We start from the raw sequence: 22,601 nt of genomic DNA on the forward strand, positions 1-22,601 counted from the left end.
ATGAAAATGGAGATGGTTTTTGAAAATTTCATGTATGAAAAAGATTTTTATCAGTGGGATGCTTTTGGCGGGAATCAGTTCATGGGCACAGGAAGCGGGAAAAGCAGGAGAATTATTAAAAAATGAAGCTTCAGCCACAGAAATGAGAACCTCTAAAAGTCCGGATGAAAGAAATAAAACTTTTAACCAGCCGAGATCTGGAAATACTCCAATTCCTCAGAGAAGTGGAAATGAAAATAGAATAAAAAATCCCAATTATCAATGGAACAGAAACTACGGTTATGCAGAAGTTTTTCTGAGAATTCCTGAACAGGGCTTTTTTACCGTTGAAGTCGGCGATCAGATGATGGCAAATGGTTCCGGTAAATACAGATTCTTTGATCTGTCGTCAGGGAGAATACCTATCTCCATATATGATAATGGTTTTCTGATCTACAGAACAACACTGATGGTTCGAAACAATAACAGAATGGTTCTGGATTTTTTCACCAATGAAGGGTTGTATCTTCTGGATTCTTACCCTGTACAAAATCAATATGGATTTAATGACTGGAATGATGTATGGAACAATCCTTACGGAAATCAGCCAGGAGGAGGGTATTATAATGGAAATGCAATGGATGACAATTCTTTCCGCCACTTTTTTGATACGATGATGCAAAATGAAAGGTTTGATGACGGTAAACTAACGATGATTCATCAACAGATGCGTGTTTCAATGTTTACTTCTGCACAAATAAGAGATTTGGTGAAAGCAATACGCTTTGATGATAAGAAGCTCGCGTTAGCTAAATCAATCTACCGTAACTGTGTAGACAGAGAGCATTATATTGTGGTAACTGATGCCTTTGATTTTGAAAGCAGCAGGCGTGAACTGATGGAATATGTTTCGAAATTATAATATTTAATAAAAATAGGCTAAAGCCCGTTTATTTTTTAGCATCCAATCTATTGGCTTCAGCCAAAACATATCTTTTTAAAAACGAAATGTTTTCATTGTATCACTGGTTTTATGAAGACCGTAAAAGAATTATAACATTATTGACTAGGTTAGCATCTTCAAATTTCCGTACCTTTGTCAGCTAATTTTATCATCATGCAACTCGGAAAAACTCAGACTTTAACAATTTCAGAAAAAATTAATTCAGGATGGATCCTTGTGGATGAATCCGGTGAAAAGGCTTTTCTGCCAAAAATCTTTATTCAGGATGAAAAAGAAATCGGTGAGGAGGTTGAAGTTTTTGTATATCAGGATGATGATAAATTGAAAGCTACTACCGAAATTCCATTGGCTGAAGTAGGTGAATTTGCGGTAATGAGCTGTGTACAAAGTCTTCCAAGCGGAGCTTTTATGGATTGGGGAATCATTAAAGATTTATTTATCCCTTACAAACAGCAGAAAACAAAAATCATCGAAGGAAAAAGATATCTGGTGTATATCTATGTGGACGAAGATATGGAATTGATCACCGGAACTACCAAGTTTAAGAGAAATCCTCAGTATGATGACCTTCCTTTCAAAAAAGGTGACAAAGTAGACCTGATTATGATGAATGAAAGTGAACTGGGCTGGAATGTGATCATCAACAAAGAATACATTGGTTTGATCTACGCTTCCGATGTTTTCAAAAAGCTATATCCGCTATCAGAGGAAACAGGATATATCAAAACCATTCGTGAAGACGGAAAAATAGATATTTCTTTACAGCCTGAAGGTTTTGAAAATATTGATGAGTTCAAACAAAAGATTCTGAACAAACTGGAAGAAAATTATGGACTTCTCTATGTCTCAGATAAGTCTTCACCTGAAGAGATTAAAGATGAACTTCAGATGAGTAAGAAAAACTTCAAGAAAGCAATCGGAGGACTTTATAAAGATAAGATCATCGATATCTCAGACGATAAAATCAAATTATTATAAACTAAAAAACGAGCAGAAATTTCTGCTCGTTTTTTGTTTTACTACCTGTTCTTAATCAGAAGCCATCCGTTGTAGATTCTTCCGTCAGAAACTTTGATCGTATACCAGTAATTTCCTGTAGAAATAGGATTCGATTCATATTTTCCGTCCCACTGGAAAGGATTCTTTTTGATAGTCTCTTTGTAGATTACAGCACCTCTTCTGTCATATAAACTTACCTCTGTTCCCGGATAATTTTCCAATCCTGCGATTCTCCATGTATCATTGATGCCATCGCCGTTGGGGCTGATTGCGTTCGGAATATTGAATATCGAGAAGTTTTTCTGTCCAATAATACATCCCGATTTTGTTCTCACATATACCGTATATTCTCCCATATTTAAATTGGTGAAAATATTGGAATCCTGCCATGTAAAATTATCTAAAGAAAACTCATAATTTCCACTCTGAGAAAGGATCACTGTCGCAGTATTGTTTGTAATATTCACAGAAACAATATGCGCTAAAACAGAATAACTCACCTGGGTAGAACTTGTACTTTCACATCCAAAAATGTTGGTTACTTTCACTGTATATGTTCCCGGAGCCGATACGGTAATGGTTTGAGTAGTTGCCCCGGTATTCCATTCATATGATTTAAATCCTGGTCCTGCATCCATTAGAACGGACTTTCCTTCGCAAAAATCAAGTTTATCAGGAAGTTGAACTAAAGGTTTTGGATTTAGAGTAAGACTTAATCTCACCACTTTGAAACATCCGTCAGGCGTCGCAACTCTTACGTGAATAAGTATTGTTCCAACATTTAACACATAAGCTGAAGGATTAGAAATAGGATTTCCTGCAGTATCAGTATAAGTGAAAATATAATTCCCCGGATTATTAATAATAGTTGCTTCATAAGAGTGAAGATTAACCACCATAGAATTGGAAGTAGTCGTATTACATTGTACCTGTGTAACGTCTTTTGCAGGAACATTATCAGTAGACAGAGTTACTGTTATTGCCAGTTTTTCAGATTCACAGTTATTTAAAATTTGCGTTACATAATAGATTTGTCCGCTTACCAGAGGAGTTGATATTGGGATTACATTTCCTGCTGCATTATAAAATTTAAGAGCAGTTCCTGTTACCACAAGTTTTTCTAGTGTAGGATTTGCAGAAGCACAGAAATCCTGATTTATATTTCCTGTCGGTTTAGGTGTATTATTTACTGTTACCTGAACCGCTGTTTTACTACTTTCACAACCATTAATAGTTTGAGATGCATAATAGGTTTGTCCATTGATAAGAGCTGCAGCAGCAGATAAAACATTTCCCGCTGCATCGTACCATTTAATGTTCTGTCCTGTGATCTGGAGGTCTGAAATCTTAGGATTATTTGTAGCGCAGAAGGTTTGCTGAGGATTTGCAGTTGTAGGGAGAGAAGGAGATAATACAATTACATTTTGATTTTGAGTCGTTGTATTACCATTTCCGTCGTTATAAGTCCAGTGGATGATATAGTTTCCAGGGATTGAATAAGATAAAGGGTCTGTTGTTGTTGCAGTAATTGTTCCGGCGCAGTTATCAGTAGCGGTAGGAATAGTAGTAACCGTAGTATGGCAGTCTCCTGTAATGTCTGCCAGCAGAGTAATGTCAGGAACCGGAGCAGTATTGTCGTCTATAATCACGTTTACTGTAAAAGTCCCGTCACAAGCACCTGATCCTGAAACCTGGCATATATATAATCCTGCCTGAGTTGCTGTCGCATTCGGAATAGTAGGGTTTTGCTCATTGGATGTGAAGCCATTTGGCCCGGTCCAGTTATATACAGTTCCTCCGGTAGCGTTGAGTTGGATTGTACCATTAGGGCATACGGGAGAATTAGAAGTAACAACCGCTGCAGAGGTACAATCCTGAAATTTAGCAATGAAAATATCATTTCCACCACCGGGCGACTGCTGAAAGGTTCCTGGTGTTGCAATACCCGCTGAATTTCCACTTGACATGCCTGTCAAATAAATGGCACCTTCATCATCTTTTGTTACTTCACCCTGTTGCGTTGCACCATTCCCTGTATAATAAGTTCCCCATTCTTTTACATCATTCTGATTGTATTTAATTAAAAATGTAGAAATATACATTGCGGGCATTCCCATATAGGCTCCCGGAGTAGAGATGTCTGGCTGTCCGCTGGAATGCAGTCCTGTAAAGAAAACGTTTCCGTTAGTATCAGGATATGCCAATAGCTGGAAAGAGCCTGTAAAGTTAAAATAGCTTTTGTTAATAGCATTCGTAGTTAAATTTACCCTCCAAATTCCAGGCTGTCCCGTTGGAAAAGCTGCAGTAGAATATCTTCCCGGAAGAATGAGAGTATTATTTACAATTCTGGCTTTCCATACTTGTTCCGAACCGCTGTTTCCATAATAGCTTGATCTCAGAATAGCAGTTCCTGATTTTGAAATTTTAAGGTATAGTCCGTCTGATTCCCCACCTTTTAATGGTTGGAAAGCATTGATCATAGGAATTGTAGAAGATTGTGTTGCTCCAATTATTTCAAGGTTATCGCTTGAGGAGAGAATTTGAAAAATGGAAGTAGAACCATCACTTCTTCCAAAGTAAGTAGCCCAATCTACACTGCCTGTTGTTGAATTCAGAGATGCCAGAATGCCGTCAGTATACCCTATTGGTGTTGATTTTGTAGGCTGCATGGCACCAACGGTTGGAAAATCAGTGCTGAAAGAATCACCACCAATGTATACATGATTTTGATTGTAGGAAACAGTATAGAGTTTATCCTGTCTGCTTGAAGAAAACTCTTTTTCAAAAACAAAACTCCCGTTATTATTAAACTTTACCAAAACGATATTTTCATTATATGGTGCTCTTTGAACGGTTCCGCCTGCATAAATATTAAAACTTTCATCAAAATCTACATCTGCAAATCCATCATTCATTCCAAAACCATAGTAAGTTCCCCAAAGCCTTTGCCCGGTTTTGGTCACTTTCATCAGGAATGCATCAAAAGCGCCGGCGACATTTTGCTGATAGGTACCGGAAGTAGCAAAATTGGTGGTACTGGTAGTCGTTCCGAAAACATAGCCCGTACTCTGAAGATCTGTTTTTATTCTACCATAATCTTCTCCGTATCCTCCCGCGTAGCTTCCCCATATTCTTGTGGGTACGGGATCTATTACCATGGTCTTGTCGGAATGGTTTATGGGAGAGGCAAATCCAAAAGTCTGGTTACCAAGATCCTTAAAAGAAATATCAATGTTTTCTTTGGTATTTCCCGCAATCCAGCTGTTAGGGATATTTTCATGGATTTCCCCAAAACGCACATTCATGGTTAGCTTTCCATCTTTTATTAAAGTGGGAGCACCATTAAATTTCATTTTTATGTCTGAAATCTTTCCGCCAGGACTAATGATGAAATTATATTCGATAGGTTTTAGAGTGTCGTTAGGTTTAAAGAATACCAAATCTATATGAGGATATATATTCTTATAGCGGATCTTTTGATATCGGTGAACATTACTAATGCCTTTTGGATGATCAGGAAGGTTATAATAGTTGTCATAATCCGGAGATTTACCCTCTGCAATAATTGTTGACTGGGTATTGGAATTAACGAGATCAATATCTACCCTGTGAATCAGTTTTTCATAAATATATTCACCGGCATGATACTGATTTGGTACTGGAAGCGCATTTTTTTCCTTTTTTGAAAAATCAGGATTGCGGCTTTTCTTTACTTCGTAAATATCATAAGAAAATCCTCCGGTTCTAAGCTGTACATTAAGGCCGTTGGAATGGAAAAGGTATTGTACATCTTTATTTATCTTCCCGTCCTGATCTGCAATCTGGCCTTTATTTTCATAAAAATAATAGGATTTGTTTTCAGAAATTTTTTTCTGCGAAAATAGAAGTATCGTGCTCAAAAATGAGAACAACGAAAGAATTTTCTTCATCAGTTATTAATTTTTGCGGCAAAGATATAAAAATAGCACACTTATTAAATAATAAGTAATCGCAAACTTTCATTCCTAAACCTGATGGATATCATAACAATTCTGTTTAATTTTTTTGTTTAACAATTTTGTCAAAAATAATTTTTACTATAAATTTGCACAAATTTGTTTAACAAAAATGTCAAATCAAGCAAAAAAAGACCAAACACAGGAATTGATCAAGGAGACAGCGAAGAATTTATTCTTTGTGAAAGGAAAATTTGATGCTACTACGCAGGAGATTGCAGATGAAGCAGGAGTGAATAGAACCCTTATTAATTACTATTTCCGTTCAAGGGATAAGCTTATCCAGATCATCTTTGATGAAGCGCAAAGAGTAGAGCAGGAAAAATCGAAGATCATTCAGAATTCAGCTCTTCCTTTTAAAGAGAAGATCAGCAAGTTCATAGAAAGCAGCCTTTCTACAAGCCTTCAGTATCCTTATCTGGAAACATATATCGTATCACAGATCAATAAAGGAACTTGCCATCACAGAGAAATCGAAGAGGATATCCTGAATGATATGTACAAGGATATTGAAAAGGAAATGGAATTGGGAAATATTGAGAAAATGGCACCCGTTCAGTTTATTCTGAATATGGTTTCGCTGCTGGTATTCCCAAGTGCTGTAAGACCATTATTTATGGAAAATTTATTGATTAATGATGAAGAATATGATAAGATTATTTCTGAAAGAAGAGAGATCATTATCAATATGTTGTTTAAAAATTAAAAAACTAAAGTATTTCTGAAAATGATTCGTCATTTAGAAATAAATAATGAATGAAAATTAAATAAAAAATAAACGAAGTATAAAATTATGAATAGAAAACGTATAACTGCTACAAAGCTAAAAATTGGGATAGCTTCAGCATTTATGATTTTCGGCTCTACACTGATGTCTGCCCAGCAGCAGGTTTCCCTGCAGGAAGCAATAAAACAGGCACTTCAAAATAAGGCAGAAGCTAAAAAAGCTGCTTTACAGGTCAAAAAAGCCGAATACAAGATTGATGAAGCCAGAGCCGGTGCACTTCCACAGGTCAGTGCAACAGCAGGTTTAACCTATAATCCGATTATTCAGGAATCTTTGCTGGAATTTGGAGGTGAGAAAATCAGAGCACAGTTTGGGCAGCCCTGGGGATCAACAGCTTCTGTACAGCTTCAGCAGGCTATTTTTGACCAAAGAGTATTTACTGGACTTAAAGCGGCAAAATCAACAAGAGAATTCTATGTACTGAATGCTCAGTTAACCAATGAACAGATTATTGAAAATGTGGCAACAGCTTATTATCAGGTGTTTGTACAGGAGGAAAATCTTAAAACGGTAACAGCCAGCTATGCCAATACTGAAAAAGTAAGAAATGTTATTAAAAGTCTGGTTGATAACGGTTTGGCCAAATCAATCGATTTAGACAGAACAAATGTTCAGCTTACCAATATCGGTTCCAATAAGCAGGCTTTAATCAACTCTGTTGAACTTTCAAAAAATGCCCTTAAGTTTTATATGGGAATCCCGATTTCTACAGATATCGAGCTTGAAGAAAAACAAATCGAACCAAAGCCTGAGCTGATTGCGAGCAATGTAGATCTTAATAACCGTACAGAACTTAAAGTTTTAAATAAAAACAGGGAACTTTTGGTTTTTAATAAAAAAGCGACTGAAGCTTATCTTTATCCCTCAGTAAATCTTACAGCAAACTACGGATGGGGGGCAAACGGAGCAAAATTTCCTTTAACAAATGGTCTTAGCAGAGGCGTTCTTTGGAGTGATTACTCAGCAATTGGTTTGAATGTACATATTCCCATTTTCACGGGAGGAGCTACAAAAGCGAAAATCAACCAGGCAGAAATTGATATTAAGGATCTGGATGCTGATATTGAAAACACTCAGTTGAGCTTAAGTTTAGATTATAAAAATGCAGTTACCAATATGGAAAATGCATTAATTAATATCGAAAGCATGAAAGATAATGTAGGATTGGCAGAAAGAGTTCAGAAAAATACTCAGTCTAACTACCAGTATGGTCTGGCAACCCTTACAGAGGTACTGGATTCTGAAAATGCTTTGACACAAGCAAAACAGAACTATTCTAATGCATTGTTAGATTACAAGCAGGCAGAGATCAAGCTGATAAAAGCTAAGGGTGAACTAAACACACTACAAAACTTATAATAAACTAAAATGAAAAAAACTTTAATATATATCATCGTAGCAGCTGTACTGGTAGGGTTAGCCGCTTACAAGATTGCTGGTAACAAAGAAAAACAGACGCAGGAAGTAAAAGAAGTTGCGAAGCAGGTGGATAAAATCAATGTTAATATTGTAACCGTTACAAGAGAAAATATTGATACAGACTACTCAGCCAACGGTACTTTTATTCCTAAGCAGGAAATGAACCAGTCTTCTGAAATCTCTGGACGTATCGTAAGCGTTTTGGTAAAAGAAGGTTCAAGGGTAGGAGCAGGGCAGGTTTTGGCAACTATCAAAAAAGATGCTATCGAGGTGGATGTTACCCAGGCTCAGAACAATCTGCAGAATGCTATTATTGATAACCAGCGCTATGAAAACGCATACAAGACAGGAGGTGTTACAAAACAGCAGCTTGATAACTCAAGATTACAGCTTAAAAATGCTCAGGCTGCAGTAAAAGCTCAGGGAGTAAAAGTAAATGATACAAGCATCCGTGCAGGAATCAGCGGTACAATCAATAAGAAAATGGTTGAACCTGGAACAGTCGTTTCTCCTGGAACGTCAATGTTTGAAATCGTTAATATCAACAGTCTGAAACTTTCTGTTTTAGTAGATGAAAGCCAGATTGGAAAAATCCAGCTAGGTCAGGAAGTTCCTATTAAAGTAAATGTTTTACCTGAAGATTCTTTCGTAGGTAGAATTACTTTCATTGCTCCTAAAAGTGATGCTTCTCTGAATTTCCCTGTTGAAATTGAAGTACAGAACAGAGGAAACCTTAAGGCTGGTATGTATGCAACTGCTAAATTCAGTACAAACAACGGCGCAGAAACTCAGAATATGCTGACTGTTCCTGCAGAAGCGTTTGTAAATGGAGTAAGCTCAGGACAATTATTCGTTGTTCAGAATGGAGTTGCTAAATTGATCAAAGTAACCATTGGAAAAGTTTACGGAGATAAAGTTCAGGTTTTAAGCGGATTGAATGGAGGTGAGCAGGTAGTTACCAGCGGACAGATCAATCTGGACAACGGATCTAAAGTGAACATTATAAAGTAGCAGATCGATGAAGTTAGCAGAAATATCCATTAAAAGACCCTCGCTGGTAATTGTATTATTTACAATTCTGACGCTGGGAGGTATCCTGAGTTATACGCTCATGGGATACGAATTGATTCCGAAGTTTGAAACCAACATGGTAACCATTTCTACGGTATATCCGGGAGCTTCACCTGCAGAGGTGGAAACATCCGTAACCCGAAAGATTGAAGATGCCGTAGGTTCTTTGGAAAACGTTAAAAAAGTAGAATCTTCTTCATACGAAAGTTTATCCGTAATCATGGTTCAGCTGAACGACGGAGCCGATGTAGATTACGCTTTAAATGATGCACAGAGAAAGGTGAATGCTATTCTGGCAGACCTTCCGGAAGATGTAAAAGCACCGTCTCTGAACAAATTCTCTTTAGATGACTTACCTATTATCACGATGAGTATTTCATCTGATAAGCTGAACAGTAAAGACCTGTACGACTTATTGGATAAAAAGATTGAACCTATTTTCTCCCGTGTAAACGGTGTGGCTCAGGTTGACCTTGTAGGTGGACAGGAGAGAGAAATTCAGGTAAATCTTGATGAGAAAAAATTACAGGGGTACGGGCTTTCAATTGGAGATGTACAACAGGCCATTCTTTCATCAAACCTTGATTTCCCTACAGGAAGTTTGAAAACGAGAACTACAAAATCTACGATCAGACTTTCAGGAAAGTATAAATCTACGGAGGAAATGAATAACCTCGTTGTTTCCAATAAAAACGGTGCACAGGTACGTTTATCAGATATCGCAACAGTTTTTGACTCTCAGAAAGATGTTGAAAAAGTAGCGAGATTCAACCAGTTCCCGACTATTTTAATGCAGGTTAAAAAACAATCTGATGCAAATGCGGTAGCAGTATCTGAAAGTGTTCAGAAAACCATCAAAACTGTAGAAGATGCATACAAAGTTCAGGGAGTAAAAGTAAAAATCGTAAACGATACCACAGAATTTACCCTTGAATCTGCAAACCACGTTATTTTCGACTTATTCTTAGCGATTATCCTCGTGGCGATTGTAATGTTGTTATTCCTTCACAGTATCAGAAACGCCTTTATTGTAATGGTTTCTATCCCGGCTTCATTGGTGGCAGCCTTCATCGGAATGAACCTGATGGGATATACTTTGAACCTGATGAGTTTACTGGGACTATCCCTTGTGGTAGGTATTCTGGTGGATGACGCAATTGTAGTTCTGGAAAACATTTACCGTCACATGGAGATGGGTAAAAGTAAGATCAGAGCAGCATATGACGGAGCTTCAGAGATCGGATTTACCGTTGCGGCGATTACCCTGGTAATTGTGGTGGTATTCTTACCGATCGCGATGAGTTCAGGTCTTGTAGCCAACATCCTTGCCCAGTTCTGCGTCACGGTAGTTATTGCCACCTTGTTATCCTTATTGGCTTCATTTACCATCATTCCTTGGTTATCATCAAGATTCGGTAAACTGGAACATTTAACAGGTAAAAACTGGTTTGAGAAATTCATTCTTTGGTTTGAAGGATTAATTGACAAATTTACCCACTGGATCACAGGAATCCTTGAATGGTGTCTGAAAACTACATTAAGAAGAATCTCAACAGTAGTGATCACATTTATTGTTTTAATCAGTTCATTCTTGCTGGTAGTATTCGGATTTATTGGAGGAGAGTTCTTCCCGCCAATTGACCGTGGTCAGTTCTTAGTACAAATGGAATTGTCAAAAGATGCAACCGTTGAAAAGACAAACCAATTAACATTAGAAGTTGAAAAATTCTTAAGAAACGATAAAGATGTTGTAGATCTTATTACAACAGTCGGACAGCAGTCTACAGGTTTTGGGGGTGCTCAGGCAACCACTTACCAGTCTGAGGTTCAGGTGAACTTAACAGATAAGTCTGAGCGTACAGAAAGCACCAACATCAAAGCTGCAAAAATAAAAAGACTGTTAGAGGAGAAATTCACAGGAGTTGAGTTTAAAACGGCTCCAATCGGTATCATGGGTGCTGAAAATGCTCCTATTGAAATGGTGGTGACAGGTCCTGATAACGCTACAGCAGTAAAAGAAGCAACGAGAATCCTTGAACTATTGAAAAAAGTTCCGGGAGCAGTAGATGCCGAATTGTCAACTGATACAGGTAGCCCTGAAGTTCAGGTAAGTATCGACAGAGATAAAATGTCTGCTTTAGGTTTAAACCTTTCAAGCGTAGGACAGACGATGCAGACAGCATTCAACGGAAATACAGACGGAAAATTCAGAGCCGGGGAATATGAATATGATATCAATATCCGTTTCGGAGATGTAAACAGACAATCTATTGATGATGTGAAAAACCTTATGTTTACAAACCCTCAGGGACAGCAGGTTCGTTTGAGCCAGTTTGCTAATGTGGAAATGGGTTCAGGGCCAAGTTTGCTGGAACGTAGAGACAAATCTCCTTCCGTAAAAGTAAGAGCAAAAGCTGTTGGTAGACCTGTTGGTGACGTAGCCAATGAGTGGGCGAATCAGTTCATGAACAGCACCAAAAAACCTGTGGGTGTAGATTACATCTGGAGTGGAGATATGGAAAACCAGCAGGAAGGTTTCGGTACGTTAGGAATTGCATTATTGGCAGCTATCGTATTGGTGTACCTGGTAATGGTTTCACTATATGACAGTTTCGTCTATCCTTTCGTGGTATTGTTCTCAATTCCGCTAGCAATGATCGGGGTAATGGTAATCCTTGCCTTAACAGCCAACTCACTGAATATTTTCACCATGCTGGGGATGATCATGTTGATTGGTCTGGTAGCGAAGAATGCGATCCTTATTGTTGACTTTACGAATGCAAGAAAGGCTGCAGGTGCCAATACCCACGATGCTTTGGTACAAGCCAATCACGCCCGTCTTCGTCCGATCCTGATGACCACCATTGCGATGATCTTCGGTATGTTACCGATCGCATTGGCAACAGGTGCCGGAGCTGAGATGAACAAAGGTCTTGCATGGGTAGTAATTGGTGGTTTAACATCATCACTATTCCTTACATTGATCATTGTACCGGTAGTATACTCTCTATTTGACTCTGTTCTAAGAAGAATGGGTAAAGATACTAAAGTAGACTACGAAGCTGAAATGAAAGCAGATTACGTACACAGAGAACTGAATGAAGACGGATTTACTCCGAAGCATTTAGATAAATAAATTAAACCTTTAATTAACCAAAAGCGCCTCAGAAAATCTGAGGCGCTTTTTTGTTGACATTTGATGATTTAAAATTGAGTTATATAGGTTTTGGCTAAAGCCATTGGATGGTTTTTATTATTGTAAATGGGCTAAAGCCCATTTCTATTGATGATGATTATTGCGCATTAAGAAAATATTCAATAGGAGCGGGCTTTAGCCCGCTTAAATTTATAACAGCCAATATTGCTTTAGCCAAAACATAACATCCGGTTTGGGCAACAAAAAAGCTCCCAGTAAAACTGAAAGCTCTTATATATTGTAATGTAAAAAATTAATCTGCCATCGCTTCTCCGGACTTTCTGTACACGAAGTTTCCGTAGATGTGTCTTCTTGCAAAACGGCTTGGTGAATCAGCATTAATCATTTTGATATACGTGTTTTTTGGAACCCCCATATACTCATACATATTTCCGTTCAAATGCTGAACCGTTAAAATTGATTTTTCAAGATAAAAATCCTGAATATTAGATTTTGTAATCGTTTCAGTATATTCTTCCTTGTACTTTTCCTGGGTTTCAGAATTAATGCTTACCAAAAAGTGATACGCTTCAATCACAGATTTGCTCTTTTCTTCAGCTTCCAGTTTTCCGGCTTCATCATTAATAAATTTATCAGGATGCGTATCTTTCATCACATTTCTGTAAATGGTCTTTAATTCTTTTAGAGTAACATTTTTATCTACTCCAAGAAGCGTTCTGTGCTCACCAATTTTTTTCATATCTCTAATCCTTATTTTCGGGGTGCAAAATTACGGATTTAAATCTGATAAACCATAACTTATTCATTATTAATTTATTTGAGTGTTTTTAAAGCATTAAATTATAATGATAAAGAGCTGCTATAGTGTGTATGGTCAACTTTCACAGCTCATTAAGATCTGATGGTAATGATTATTCAATCTGAAAATAAATAAAAACAGTACCCAATCTGAGTACTGCTAATATATTTTTAAATATTTAAATGCTTCAATCTTTTAATAAACCTACGGCTCATCACAAGTTCTTTTCAGCTTAGTAAAAATCTTATCAAAATCCTTGTAAGAGGTCTCTTCATTATCACGCTTTTGTCTGAAACTGCTGTTGGCACAGTTGTGAAAACCCAGCCCAATCATATCGATTAATGCATAATCTTCTTTTTGAGGATCATTCATTTTGGCATCAAATCTTGCCATTACACCCTTGGGGTCAGCATTATTTTTGCTTTTAAGTTCAGTGTATGTTCGCCATGCTGCAAACATCTTTTCTCTGTCGGGCGAGGATATGGCATCAATCTGCTCTTTGCAGGTATCATAATATTTACTGTTTCTCAATGTGGAAGGATCAGAATAGGCAAGGATTTCTTCTTTATTAAGCTGGTATTCATTTTCAAAAGAATCGATAGTTTCTTCCATTAATTTTTTCCATTTGGGAAGATCAATTACTTTGAGGCTGTACAATTCTTTTTTCTTTTCGTCATACTGCTTTTCCAGTTCCTGTAAATACGTTTCTCTGTTTTTACGGATTTCTTCAAGCTGGGCAATTTTAAAAACAGGCTGGGTATCAAATACAACCCCATTGAACTGATACAAAAGTTTGTTGATCCCATCTATTTCTTCTTTCTTATATTTAGCCGGGTCAAAATACCCTTTGTTGTCACAGTTAAAAGTCTGATAGCTGTAAGGGGTAAGATTGTTTGCTTTTGCAGGAGTTTTTTGCCCCCAAATAGTAATGGATAAGGCCAAAGCAAGCCCGATCATCATTTTTTTCATGTACATAACCTGTTGAAAGAATCCGAATTTTCTGAATTTCTATGCAAAATTAAGGCTTTAAATTGAAAATATAAAGGATTAAATAGATTTTCTCAATGGTTTTTGTAAATTTTATATGAATTTTGCACTAACGATTTAATACTTTAAAAATTTCAGACCGTAAAATTCTAAAAAATGAATAGTAATAAACTGATACAGAGATGTTTTTGTTAATAATAACTACTTACTTTAATAAATCTTTTAAAGCTTTCTCAAGATCCGGAAATTTGAAATGGAATCCTGCATCCTCAAGTTTCTTTGAGGATGCCCGTGACCCTTCCAATATAGCAACAGCGAGTTCGCCAAATAATAGTTTCAGAACAAACCCGGGAACATTAGGCATAAATAAAGGTTTCTTAAGTACCTGGGCAATCTTTTTTGTCAGCTCTTTATTGGTGGCATGCTGTGGAGAGACTGCATTATAAGCTCCATCCATATTAGGATTTTTTAAAGCAAATTCATAAATAGAACAAATATCTTCAATATGAACCCAGGGCATGTATTGCTTGCCGCTTCCCAGAGGAGAACCGATATAATATTGGATAGGAGGGATCATTTTCTTTAATGCTCCGTCCTTTTCAGAAAGAACAACAGCGGTACGTATCTTGACAACTCTTTCTGCCAGATCCTGTTCCTTAAAATCGTCAGCAGCCCTTTCCCATAAAACAACTACCTCACTTAGAAAATCGTTGCCTGGCGGATCTGTTTCTGTATAAATTTTTTCTGAAGTTTCCGTACCATAAAAATTAATTCCCGAAGCTGAAATAAAAGATTTTAGCCTGATCTTGTTTTTTCTTAAAGTTGTTCTCAGCAATTCCGCAGAATCTACACGGCTGGAAATCAGTTCTTTTTTTCTTTCCGGAGTCCAGCGCTTTTCTGAAATATTGGCACCTGCAAGATGAATGATGTGGGACACATTCTCAAAGGCGGTCTCATCAATAGTTCCTTTTTTGATGTCCCATTCATATTCATAATTATGAACTTTTTTTCGGGTCAGAAACCTGATTTCGTATTCCTTATCTATTTTTTTTGCCAGTTCCTTGGCAATCATGCCGCCGGCACCTGTGATCAGAACGACTTCTTTCATAATTTTATATTTGTGGTGGGTTATGCCTGATTTTTTACAATCAGTACAAAATCATCTTCCAGAAGTTTATAACCGCAATCATAGATGAATTTGTATTCAGAACCGTTTTTATAAACTTTCAGGTTGGTAAAATAATCGAAATCAAAACCCAAGCCATCCAGTCTGGACCTGGGAACTTTTGTTTTACCATCGGTATTGATTTCCATCAGAATACGGTAATTCTTACGGAGTTTATTGTTTACATTCCGCATCAGATTGTTAGAATCCTTATTCTGCTTATTGTTATAGGCGTTCCGACAGGCATCATTGCAGAATTTTTTATCTGATCTTCCAATGATCTTCTCGCCACATTCCAGACAATTCATGATTTTTATTTTAAGTGATGTTGGTGTCTTTTTTTTAACAGTCTTTTGAACATGCTGTGGGTAGGATAGCTTCTGTTGGGAGTAATATTATTAAAAAATAAGGCTACAATCAAAAGAATAATGCATCCGGAAAGAACAGGGGAGAGCACATACCAATAGCCCAGTTCCGGAATTTTTCCTGTAGAACTCACTGCAATCAGCGCTGTAGCTCCCCCAGGTGGGTGTAATGTTTTCGTATACTGCATCAATACAATGGAAAATGCTACTGCCAAAGGTGCCGAAAGCCAGATGATATCCGGAACAAGCTGATAGACGGTAACGCCTACCAATGCCGAAAGTACATGCCCGCCTATAAGGTTTCGGGGTTGGGCCAAAGGACTCTGGATAGCACCATAAATAAGAACGCTTGATGCTCCAAAAGAACCGATCAGGAATATATTTTCAGTTTCTGTGAGTGAATGAGACTGGATAAACGCAATGATCCCAATCCCGAAAAATGCTCCCAGAAATGACCAGAAATGTTCCTTATAATCAACAAGCGTCTCTTTATAAATCACATATTTTGAAACCCTGAATGTTCTTTTGAATGTCTTCTTCATTTACTCTTCTTTATCTTTTATAATTTAAATTAGATTTTCCGCGAACGGCTGTAAAATATGGAATGAATATAAATTCCTGTCATAATTGTTCACAATACAGGCCGTGTGTCAAAGATACGGAATTATCCGTTTGTAAATGGATAGGATTTGAATGATATAAGGACCGTTAAATGTCATATTACTTCATAAAAAAGTAAGTCAGAATAGAAATGTTCTATCCTGACTTTAGTATGCTTTTTTGTGAAAAAATGTTTTCTATTTTTTCAGCCGGTTAATCTCTTCTTTCAGCAGAGCAATATATTCCTGCATGGTTTTTATGATTTCTATGCTTAATTCATTACTAATATTTGCTGTAGCATTATTATTACCTACATTGACCCCAGTATTATCACTAAAAACAGGATTTTCAATAATAATGGTAGCTTCCTCTTCTTCATAAATTTCGTCTACCGGAACGTCTAAAAACTTAGCCAGCTTTTGCCATTCAGTCTGTGTTATAGATACACCACCGCTTTCTTTTCTGCTATAATTGGAGACGTCAGTGGGGATCACTTCAGCCATTTGCTGCTGAGTAAATCCTTTCATCTTTCTTACTGTACGTAGTTTTTCTTTTTGCATATCAGACGTTTTTACAAATTTGCAAAAAAAAAATCAAATTAAAGAGAAAAAATCCCTTGTCATAGATCTGTTTTTCCATGTTTTTTTTAAAAGAAAAATATTTTAGGAAGTGTTTTCATTTTATTAAATTTTTAATTAATCGCAGGTATTAATGCCTTTTTAATTCTGATAAATTCTGTATAAGAAAGATTCTTTTTATTTTATTATCCGTTTTCAAACGGTTACAAACGAATTTAAATAGTTTATAACCGACTGAGAATGGGAAGCATCGCAATCTTTGCAACAGAGATTTGAGAAAGCAGTGAACGTCTCTTATCTGAATTATTAATCTTTAAAATATAAAAGTTATGTCACTAAGAAACAAAGTAACATTAATTGGTTACACCGGTAAAGAAGTTGAAATGGTAAACTTCGACAATGGAAACGTAAAAGCAAGTGTATCCTTAGCTACCAGTGATCATTACACCAATGCTAAAGGAGAAAAAGTAGAAGAAACGCAATGGCACAATTTGATTGCATTTGGGAAAACAGCAGAAATCTTTGAAAAGTATGTTCCTAAAGGTAAAGAAATTGCCATTGAAGGAAAGCTTACCTACAGATCATATGATGATAAAGATGGGATAAAGCGGTATATCACGGAAATTCGTGTAGATGAAATCCTACTGTTAGGAGGAAAATAACTTTAAAAACACCTATGATGAGAGTGAAAATTTTTAAAATCAGGCTGCCTGAAGAATTTCTCTACAAAGATCAGAAAATGCTGGATGATTTCCTGGAATGTAACGAGATTATAAAAGCAGAAACCGCTTTTGTAAGTGAAGAAAAATATTGGTCTGTAATATTGTATTTTGAAAACTTAAAACCAGCAAAAAATACAGTGAAAGAGCCAAAGGCAGCTAAATATTCTGCAGAAAATGATCTTTTGAATACAGATGAAGAAAAGATCCTGGACGCATTGAAGCTCTGGAGATCAGAAAAAGCACGGGAACATAATCTTCCTACTTATTTCATCGCAAGTAACAAAGAACTGATATCTGTTGCCAAGTATAAACCTGCTAAGAAAGAGGAATTACTGGAGATCAAAGGGTTCGGGAAGCATAAGATTGAAAATTATGGTGAAGAAATTCTTGAAATCCTTGAAAGCTTATGACTTTTTTGGAATAATTGATAACATCACAAGAAAAGCTGAGGGAAGACTTTCTTCAGCTTTTTATACTATGTAAAATTCCTTTCAATTCCGTACTTTTGCATTTATCAAAATGACATACAACAAATGAAGCCAAGTTTAGCAAAAGGGACGAGAGATTTTACGGCACAGGAAGTTTCCAGAAGAAAATATATCATCAATATTTTACAGAATAATTTTGAATTATTCGGTTTTCAACCATTGGAAACCCCAAGCTTTGAAAATCTTTCTACGTTAACAGGAAAATACGGAGAAGAAGGTGACCGCTTAATTTTTAAAATTTTAAATTCAAGTATCAATGAAGCAAAAGAAGAGAAAAAAACTCAGATGCTTCATGACTTTCAAAAAGCATTGGAAAAGCCATTCAGTGCAGAGAGCCTTACTGATAAAGCTCTTCGTTATGACCTTACCGTACCCTTTGCAAGATTTGTAGCGATGAATCATGGTAAACTCACGTTTCCATTCAAACGTTCTCAGATCCAGCCGGTGTGGAGAGCAGACAGGCCTCAGAAAGGAAGATTCAGAGAGTTTTATCAGTGTGATGCCGATGTTGTAGGAAGCGAGAGTTTACTACAGGAAGTAGAGCTGGTTCAGTTGTATCTGAAATCTTTTGCAGATCTGAAAGTTCCTGTAACCATTCATATGAACAACAGAAAGATTCTATCCGGATTGGCAGAATATGCAGGAATCACAGATAAGTTGATAGATTTCACTGTAGCATTAGATAAGCTGGATAAAATAGGTAAAGACGGAGTTGTAAAAGAATTACTGGAAAGAGAAATTTCTCAGGAATCTATTGATAAGCTGGATTTCTTGTTCAGCCAGTCGGATGATGCGCTGGAAAATCTTCTTCAGCTGAAAGAGAAATTTGCAGGAAATGAAATCGGTCTGAAAGGAGTGGAAGAACTGGAATTTGTTCTTACACAATCGCTGAACCTGGGTGTGGATATTCAAAACTTAGTTTTCAATATTACTTTGGCAAGAGGACTGGATTATTATACAGGAGCTATCTTTGAAGTGAAAGCAGATGAAGTTGCCATGGGATCCATCGGAGGTGGCGGTAGATATGATAACCTTACTGAAGTGTTTGGCGTTAAAAATATTCCTGGAATAGGAATTTCATTCGGATTAGACAGAATTTATCTTGTGATGGAAGAACTCAATCTATTCCCTGAAGAAGCATCAGCCAAAATAGAATATCTGTTTGCTAACTTTGGAGGTGAAGGAATTACAGATGCATTGAAGCTGATCATGCAGCTAAGAGCCAAAGGAATTTCAGCAGAGTTATATCCTGAAAATGCAAAGATCAACAAACAGTTTACCTATGCTGAAAAGAAAGGCATAAAGAATCTTGTTTTCCTGGGTGAAGAAGAAATTAAAAATAATACGGTTACTTTTAAAGATCTTGAAGCAGGAGAGCAGAAAACGGTTTCCTTAGAAGAGTTTTTAGGAGAATAATAGGATAGATACATAAAAAAACAAATCAACCACAAAATTACTTTTGTGGTTGATTTGTTTGATGGATGCTAAGATTTAAATACTTTTGAGTAAAAAAGGAATGACTAATAATTGTGCATTGTGTACTACAGAATTAACATCCATGGATACGCTTTTGGGAGCAAATATGCTTTCAGATGGTAATGTTTTATGCAATAAATGTTTAAATAAAGTAACTGATATCAATGAAGAGTTGCTTTATAACCTTAATAAATTCAGCATTCATGATATCAGTAAAATGCTGAGTAAAGAGAAAACTGAAGAAGTTCAGGCAGTAATGACTGCAGACCAGAACCTTCCTGCAATGGCAGATTATGACTCTCATCAAATCCCAAAAGAGGTTTATAAACGAAGGCACCAGAAAATAACGAAGGAACTGGAAAGTCTTCATGCTAATCTGTCCATCTTTACCAAAGGAGAAATCAAAGAACTTCCGTATTTGATTTCAGAATATGAGCAGATCATCGCTATTACAGATGCTCAGTTTGTGAATACTTTGGCAGCAGGAATATTGGTGGCAACACCGTTGAGGCTGATTTCATTATCAAAAGCAATGTTTGGCGATGCAAAAATCAATAATTATCCAAACGAAACCATTAAGGCTGTAAGTTTTGTAACAGATCCCAGATCACCAATTATTAAATTACATCTTGACGAAAGAGTGGTAGCGTTTGAATGCTTTATGGATAAAGATGATGCAGAAAATTTCTATGACAAGATAAAAGGTATTTATAATCATCCTAAAGAACAATCTCCAAAACAAATTGATAATGTGGTAAACAAAGGAATTTCATCAGAAGAAATTCTAAATCAGCTTGAGAAATTAGGAAAATTGAGAGAGAACGGAATTTTAACCGATACGGAATTTGCAGAGCAAAAAAAGAAACTGCTGGAGCAATTAAAATAAAATTTGTAAACCGAATTATGAAGGATAAAGTATCTTCAAAAATAGTAGAGAGCTGGCTTAAAGGATGGTGCCTGTCAAGAGAAGTATCTTTTCCCCTTCCCTATAAATCCGGGTTTTATGTAAATGTAGGAGATGAAAAGCAAAAAGAACGTTTTGTGTTTCCTGAGCTTAATGATGATTTTTTCCAGCATGCCCATTCAATTGATGATCCGTGGATTTATCTGAAAGTATCTGCTTCTCCTGATGAATTTATACATAGAATTCCCGAAAGGTGGAAACTGCAGCCACAGGGATATATGATGACCTGTTTTCATCCTATGAATTTTGCGGAAATGAATCTTGCAGAAGGATATCATTTAGAATTTTCTGAGTATAATACAACCTTTGTTGTCAGGATTGTAGCGGAAAATGGTGAACAGGCTTCTATTGGCCGTGTTTCTCTTATTGATGACGTTGCAGTGTATGACAGGATTATTACCGAAACAAACCATCAAAGGAAAGGGCTCGCTCGTTTTTTATTGAAAGAATTGGAGAAGATCGCTTTGTATAAAGGTTTTTCAAATAATCTTTTAGTGGCTACAGAAGAAGGAAAACTATTGTATGAGACTTTGGGCTGGAAGCTGTATTGCCTGCATACTTCTGTAGTGATTCCTTCAGAAGGCTGATTTTTTTATTGAATTAAATTTTTTATTACAAAAAAAACTAATTTAGCCCTGTAAACTAATACTATGAGTAAAAAATCAAGACTAGACGAGATAAGAGAAGAACTTAAAAAGCTGGATATCAGCCCTACCATATTTGCCCGGAAAGAAATTCATGAATTACCGGATATCCTTTCACCGGAGGAAAGAATTGTATATCTGGTAGAAGGCAGAAATAAACTGAACAATCATCATATCATCTTAGTAGCCACTGACAGAAGACTGATTTTTGTGGATAAGGAATTCATGTACGGATTGAAAGTGGAAGACTTTTCTTACAGTAAGATAAGCTCCATACAATATGAAACAGCATTTTTACTGGCTTCCATAGATATTCAGGTTACAGATGATATGGTAGAGATTGATGGAGTAGGAAAGTATCATGCTGAACTGTTCTGCGAAAAAGTAAGAGAATTCATGTCCCATCCGGAAACACATTTTCAGAGCAAATCTGAACCTAGTGTTTTAGATCAGTTGGAACAATTGGGAAGATTAAAAGAAACGGGAGTTCTAAGTGAAGACGAATTTCTTGAGCAAAAGAAGAAATTGATAGATAAATTATGATCAATGTATGCTGGACAATAAAAATTATTTTATAGGAAAACTCACACTTTTTTAACTTAAACCATGGAAAATTACTTAGAAATTAATAAAAAATCATGGAACGCTAAAGTAGAACCTCATCTGAAATCGGATTTCTATTTTGTAGATGAATTTTTAAAAGGGAGAACCTCCCTGAACTCAATAGAATTAGATCTTCTTGGAGATATAAAAGGAAAAACTATTCTGCATTTGCAGTGCCATTTTGGGCAGGATTCTATTTCCCTGTCAAGAATGGGAGCAAAAGTGACCGGAATTGATCTTTCCGATAAAGCTATTGATACCGCCGGAGATCTTGCAGAAAAATGCGGTACCGATACAGAATTTATCTGTTCAGATGTGTATAATTTGCCAAATGTTCTGGATCAGAAATTTGATATCGTTTATACAAGCTATGGTACAATAGGATGGCTTCCCGATCTTGAAAAATGGGCAGATGTTATCAATCATTTTCTGAATCCGGGAGGAAAATTCATTATGGCAGAATTTCACCCTGCCGTCTGGATGTTTGATGATGATTTTACAAAAGTAGCTTATAGCTATTTCAATGAAAAACCGATTGTAGAAACTTATGAAGGAACATATGCAGATCAGTCCGCATCCATCGTGCAGGAATATGTTATGTGGAATCATTCTTTGGCAGAAGTCCTTGATAATTTGATTAAAAAAGATTTACAACTGAACACTTTCCGGGAGTTTGACTGGTCACCATATCCTTGTTTCAGACACGTAGAAGAATTTGAAAAAGTGAAATGGAGAATTCCACAGTTCGGCAATAAAATACCTCTTGTGTATGCGCTGGCAGCACAGAAAAAATAAAGGATCAGTCTCAAAAGTTGGGGGGAATGTTAAGTAGCTTTATC

Annotated in this window: 20 protein-coding genes; 13 read left to right on the forward strand and 7 right to left on the reverse strand. The window is 36.5% G+C overall.

The genetic code is table 11. The features are described from left to right. The first annotated feature begins 34 nt into the window (after positions 1 to 34). Together EK417_RS00135 and EK417_RS00140 are read left to right on the forward strand one after the other, a co-directional pair. Positions 35 to 901 carry a proline and serine-rich protein 1 family protein gene (locus EK417_RS00135; protein WP_110366300.1) on the forward strand — a complete coding sequence of 289 codons (867 nt, stop codon included), beginning with the start codon at positions 35 to 37 and terminating at the stop codon, positions 899 to 901. A 195-nt stretch (positions 902 to 1,096) separates the two neighbouring features. Beyond that, positions 1,097 to 1,921 (forward strand): CvfB family protein, encoded by an 825-nt coding sequence (locus tag EK417_RS00140; RefSeq protein WP_076597783.1) that lies wholly within the window; start codon positions 1,097 to 1,099, stop codon positions 1,919 to 1,921. A gap of 41 nt (positions 1,922 to 1,962) precedes the next feature. Here the strand turns inward: EK417_RS00140 and EK417_RS00145 are convergent, their stop codons facing one another. Further along, on the reverse strand, positions 1,963 to 5,871 hold the full coding sequence (locus EK417_RS00145; protein ID WP_136521026.1) for a DUF7948 domain-containing protein: 3,909 nt from the start codon (positions 5,869 to 5,871) through the stop codon (positions 1,963 to 1,965). A gap of 178 nt (positions 5,872 to 6,049) precedes the next feature. On the opposite strand from EK417_RS00145, the gene EK417_RS00150 reads away from it, so the two are divergent. The 4 genes from EK417_RS00150 to EK417_RS00165 all read left to right on the forward strand — a co-directional run bounded on the left by EK417_RS00150 (position 6,050) and on the right by EK417_RS00165 (position 12,350). Then, positions 6,050 to 6,643: a TetR/AcrR family transcriptional regulator gene (locus EK417_RS00150; protein WP_076597781.1), complete on the forward strand. Its 594-nt coding sequence runs from the start codon at positions 6,050 to 6,052 to the stop codon at positions 6,641 to 6,643. 87 nt (positions 6,644 to 6,730) lie between these two features. Further along, a complete protein-coding gene (locus EK417_RS00155; RefSeq protein ID WP_136521027.1) occupies positions 6,731 to 8,083 on the forward strand; it encodes a TolC family protein in 1,353 nt (450 codons plus the stop codon). 9 nt (positions 8,084 to 8,092) lie between these two features. Beyond that, positions 8,093 to 9,154 (forward strand): efflux RND transporter periplasmic adaptor subunit, encoded by a 1,062-nt coding sequence (locus tag EK417_RS00160; RefSeq protein ID WP_076597779.1) that lies wholly within the window; start codon positions 8,093 to 8,095, stop codon positions 9,152 to 9,154. Positions 9,155 to 9,161: 7 nt separating this feature from the next. Beyond that, a complete protein-coding gene (locus EK417_RS00165) occupies positions 9,162 to 12,350 on the forward strand; it encodes an efflux RND transporter permease subunit (protein ID WP_136521028.1) in 3,189 nt (1,062 codons plus the stop codon). Positions 12,351 to 12,663: 313 nt separating this feature from the next. Here the strand turns inward: EK417_RS00165 and EK417_RS00170 are convergent, their stop codons facing one another. The 6 genes from EK417_RS00170 to EK417_RS00195 form a co-directional block, all read right to left on the reverse strand. Next, entirely contained in the window at positions 12,664 to 13,110 is a 447-nt protein-coding gene (locus EK417_RS00170) for a KTSC domain-containing protein (protein ID WP_076597776.1), read from the reverse strand. Between the two features lie 264 nt (positions 13,111 to 13,374). Next, positions 13,375 to 14,139 carry a hypothetical protein gene (locus EK417_RS00175; protein WP_076597775.1) on the reverse strand — a complete coding sequence of 255 codons (765 nt, stop codon included), beginning with the start codon at positions 14,137 to 14,139 and terminating at the stop codon, positions 13,375 to 13,377. 223 nt (positions 14,140 to 14,362) lie between these two features. Further along, positions 14,363 to 15,265, reverse strand: a complete 903-nt coding sequence (locus EK417_RS00180; RefSeq protein ID WP_136521029.1) for a TIGR01777 family oxidoreductase — start codon at positions 15,263 to 15,265, stop codon at positions 14,363 to 14,365. 20 nt (positions 15,266 to 15,285) lie between these two features. Next, the gene (locus EK417_RS00185; protein WP_076597773.1) at positions 15,286 to 15,630 is read right to left on the reverse strand and encodes a hypothetical protein; all 345 of its coding nucleotides are present in this window, start codon (positions 15,628 to 15,630) and stop codon (positions 15,286 to 15,288) included. 5 nt (positions 15,631 to 15,635) lie between these two features. Further along, complete coding sequence (locus tag EK417_RS00190) at positions 15,636 to 16,229, reverse strand: HPP family protein (protein WP_110366293.1); 594 nt, start codon at positions 16,227 to 16,229, stop codon at positions 15,636 to 15,638. Between the two features lie 255 nt (positions 16,230 to 16,484). Then, a complete protein-coding gene (locus EK417_RS00195) occupies positions 16,485 to 16,847 on the reverse strand; it encodes a helix-turn-helix domain-containing protein (RefSeq protein ID WP_136521030.1) in 363 nt (120 codons plus the stop codon). Between the two features lie 347 nt (positions 16,848 to 17,194). Between EK417_RS00195 and EK417_RS00200 the strand changes: the two genes are divergently transcribed. The 7 genes from EK417_RS00200 to EK417_RS00230 all read left to right on the forward strand — a co-directional run bounded on the left by EK417_RS00200 (position 17,195) and on the right by EK417_RS00230 (position 22,557). Further along, entirely contained in the window at positions 17,195 to 17,527 is a 333-nt protein-coding gene (locus EK417_RS00200; protein ID WP_076597771.1) for a single-stranded DNA-binding protein, read from the forward strand. Between the two features lie 14 nt (positions 17,528 to 17,541). After that, a complete protein-coding gene (locus EK417_RS00205; RefSeq protein WP_228457859.1) occupies positions 17,542 to 17,997 on the forward strand; it encodes an HRDC domain-containing protein in 456 nt (151 codons plus the stop codon). Positions 17,998 to 18,120: 123 nt separating this feature from the next. Further along, positions 18,121 to 19,491: a histidine--tRNA ligase gene (gene hisS / locus EK417_RS00210; protein WP_136521031.1), complete on the forward strand. Its 1,371-nt coding sequence runs from the start codon at positions 18,121 to 18,123 to the stop codon at positions 19,489 to 19,491. A gap of 100 nt (positions 19,492 to 19,591) precedes the next feature. Continuing rightward, on the forward strand, positions 19,592 to 20,437 hold the full coding sequence (locus EK417_RS21330; RefSeq protein WP_228457860.1) for a PH domain-containing protein: 846 nt from the start codon (positions 19,592 to 19,594) through the stop codon (positions 20,435 to 20,437). Positions 20,438 to 20,454: 17 nt separating this feature from the next. Further along, positions 20,455 to 21,102 (forward strand): GNAT family N-acetyltransferase, encoded by a 648-nt coding sequence (locus EK417_RS00220; protein ID WP_076597767.1) that lies wholly within the window; start codon positions 20,455 to 20,457, stop codon positions 21,100 to 21,102. 63 nt (positions 21,103 to 21,165) lie between these two features. Further along, on the forward strand, positions 21,166 to 21,702 hold the full coding sequence (locus EK417_RS00225; protein WP_076597766.1) for a PH domain-containing protein: 537 nt from the start codon (positions 21,166 to 21,168) through the stop codon (positions 21,700 to 21,702). Positions 21,703 to 21,765: 63 nt separating this feature from the next. Continuing rightward, entirely contained in the window at positions 21,766 to 22,557 is a 792-nt protein-coding gene (locus EK417_RS00230; protein WP_136521032.1) for a class I SAM-dependent methyltransferase, read from the forward strand. Positions 22,558 to 22,601 lie beyond the last annotated feature (44 nt).

Source organism: Chryseobacterium candidae, assembly GCF_004916905.1.
GTDB lineage: Bacteria > Bacteroidota > Bacteroidia > Flavobacteriales > Weeksellaceae > Chryseobacterium > Chryseobacterium candidae.